This is a genomic window from Amaricoccus sp. (assembly GCF_036846665.1).
GTDB lineage: Bacteria > Pseudomonadota > Alphaproteobacteria > Rhodobacterales > Rhodobacteraceae > Amaricoccus.
Genome location: NZ_DAIUBO010000367.1, coordinates 1 through 2,469 on the forward strand (window position 1 = coordinate 1; position 2,469 = coordinate 2,469).

General features: G+C 69.0%; 3 protein-coding genes. All 3 read right to left on the reverse strand.

Features of this window, described 5'->3' with window-relative positions; genetic code table 11:
* Positions 1–1,242: cobyric acid synthase (locus V7050_RS20325; RefSeq protein ID WP_442885720.1), on the reverse strand; the 1,242-nt coding region annotated here is incomplete at its 3' end.
* Positions 1,243–1,260: 18 nt separating this feature from the next.
* Positions 1,261–1,869, reverse strand: coding sequence for a cob(I)yrinic acid a,c-diamide adenosyltransferase (gene cobO / locus V7050_RS20330; protein ID WP_324369329.1), 609 nt, complete (start codon positions 1,867–1,869; stop codon positions 1,261–1,263).
* A 102-nt stretch (positions 1,870–1,971) separates the two neighbouring features.
* On the reverse strand, positions 1,972–2,469 hold a 498-nt coding region (locus V7050_RS20335; protein ID WP_324411189.1), incomplete at its 5' end, for a cobaltochelatase subunit CobN.

Below are 2,469 nucleotides of genomic sequence, written 5' to 3' on the forward strand. Positions count from 1 at the left end.
GTCCGCTGAGGTCGCGCCTTCCTCGCGGGCGCCGATCCGCGCGAAGGGGCGGGCCCGGTCGGGACCGTCGGTACGGCCGAGATGGATCTCGTAGCCGTCGAGCGCCGTGCCCGTGGCGGCATGGGTCGCGGTGACCCGCGCGAGGCGTTTTTCGGGGCGCATCAGCGTGGCGACGTCGAGCAGCCCGAGACCCGGCATCTCGCCCGGCGGGCCTTCGAGCCCGTCCGGGTCGTGGATCCTTCGGCCCAGCATCTGGTAGCCGCCGCAGAGGCCGAGGACCGCGCCGCCGCGCCGGACATGGGCGGCGATGTCGATGTCCCAGCCCTGTGCCCGCAGGAAGTCCAGGTCGCCGCGGGTCGATTTGGTGCCGGGAAGGATCACCAGATCCGCATCCCCGGGCAGCGGGGCGCCGGGCAGGATCATGTCGAACCGGATGCCGGGTTCGAGGCGCAGCGGGTCGAGATCGTCGAAATTGGCGATGCGCGAGAGGGCAGGGCAGACGATGCGCAGCCCGCTGCCCTCGCCCGACGCGGCCATGTCCAGCGAATCCTCGGCCGGCAGCTTGCGCGCATCGGCGAACCACGGCAGCAGGCCGTAGCCACGCCAGCCGCTGCGGCTCTCGATCATGCGGTAGCCTTCGGCGAAGAGCGCCGGGTCGCCGCGGAACTTGTTGACGATGAAGCCCCGGATCAGCGCGCGATCCTCGGGATCGAGCACGATCCGCGTGCCCACGATCTGCGCGATGACGCCGCCGCGGTCGATGTCGCCGACGAGCAGCACCGGGAGACGGGCGGCGCGGGCGAAGCCCATGTTGGCGATGTCGCCGGCGCGCAGGTTGATCTCGGCCGGGCTGCCGGCGCCCTCGACAACGACGAGATCGGCCCCGGCGCGGAGCCGGGCGAAGCTCTCCATGACCGCCGCCAGCAATTGCGGCTTCAGGGAGGCATAGTCGCGGGCGCGCACCGTCGCGAGCCGGCGGCCCTGGACGATCACCTGGGCGCCGGAATCGGTCTCGGGCTTCAGCAGGACCGGGTTCATGTCCGTCAGCGGCTCGCGCCCGCAGGCGAGCGCCTGAAGCGCCTGGGCGCGGCCGATCTCGCCGCCGTCCGCGGTGACCGCGGCGTTGTTGGACATGTTCTGCGGCTTGAAGGGCGCGACGCGAAGGCCCTTCCGCGCGAAGGCGCGGCAGAGGCCCGCGACGATCATCGACTTGCCGACGTTCGAGCCCGCGCCCTGGATCATCAGCGCCGCGGGCAAGGGTCAGAACTCCACGCCGGCCTGCGCCTTCACGCCGGAGCGGAAGGGATGCTTGACGAGTTCCATCTCGGTGACGAGATCGGCGACCTCGATCAGCTCTTCCCTAGCGTTGCGCCCGGTCAGCACGACATGGGTCATGGGCGGCTTCGCGGTCTTCAGGAAGTCCACAACCTCGCCCAGGTCGAGATAATCGTAGCGCAGCGCGATGTTGATCTCGTCGAGCAGGACCATGCGGTTTGCCGAATCCGCGATCAGCTCCTTCGCCTTCTCCCAGGCCGCGCGGGCCATCTCGATGTCGCGGGACTTGTCCTGGGTCTCCCAGGTGAAGCCTTCGCCCATCGTGTGGAAGGCGCAGATCTCGCCGAAATGCGCGGTGATCAGGTCGCGTTCGCCGGTGCTCATGGCGCCCTTGATGAATTGCACGACGGCGCAGGGCATCCCGTGGGCGATGCAGCGGAAGATCATGCCGAAGGCGGCCGAGGACTTGCCCTTGCCCTTGCCGGTATGGACGATGACGAGGCCCTTTTCCTCGGTCTTGCCCGCCATGATCTTTTCGCGGGCGGCCTTTTTCTTCTTCATCTTCGTGGCGTGGCGGTCGGGGTCGTCGGTCATCCTGTCAGCCTGTCCTGAGGGGCACATGTCTGGTGCGGCGAGTCATAGCATTCTCGGGGCGGAATGGGCGAGGGCGTGACGCCGCCCGGCATCGGCCGCGCGTCACTGCGTCAGGGCCTTGAGGTGGAGCCCCGCGGAATTCGACCTCGGGCGCCAGAGGCCGCGGTCGATCGCCTCGGCCAGGCGCTCGGCGATCTCGCGCAGGGCGGGGGCGTTGTTCTCGGCGATGAAGTCCCGGGTCCCGGCATCCTCGAGATAGGCCTCGTAGACCAGGTCGAAATGGTGGTTCTTGACCGCGCCGGTGGTGGCGGCGAAGGCGAAGAGGTAATCGACCGTCGCGGCGATCTCGAAGGCGCCCTTGTAGCCGTGGCGCTTCACCCCGGCGATCCATTTCGGATTGACGGCGCGGGCGCGGACCACGCGGCCGATCTCCTCGTCGAGGGTGCGGATGACCGGGCGTTCGGGGCGCGAATGATCGTTGTGGTAGATGGCGGGCGCCCTGCCGCCCAGGCTTTCGATCGCGGCCGCCATGCCGCCCTCGAATTGGTAGTAATCGTCGGAATCGAGCAAGTCGTGCTCGCGGTTGTCCTGGTTCTGCAC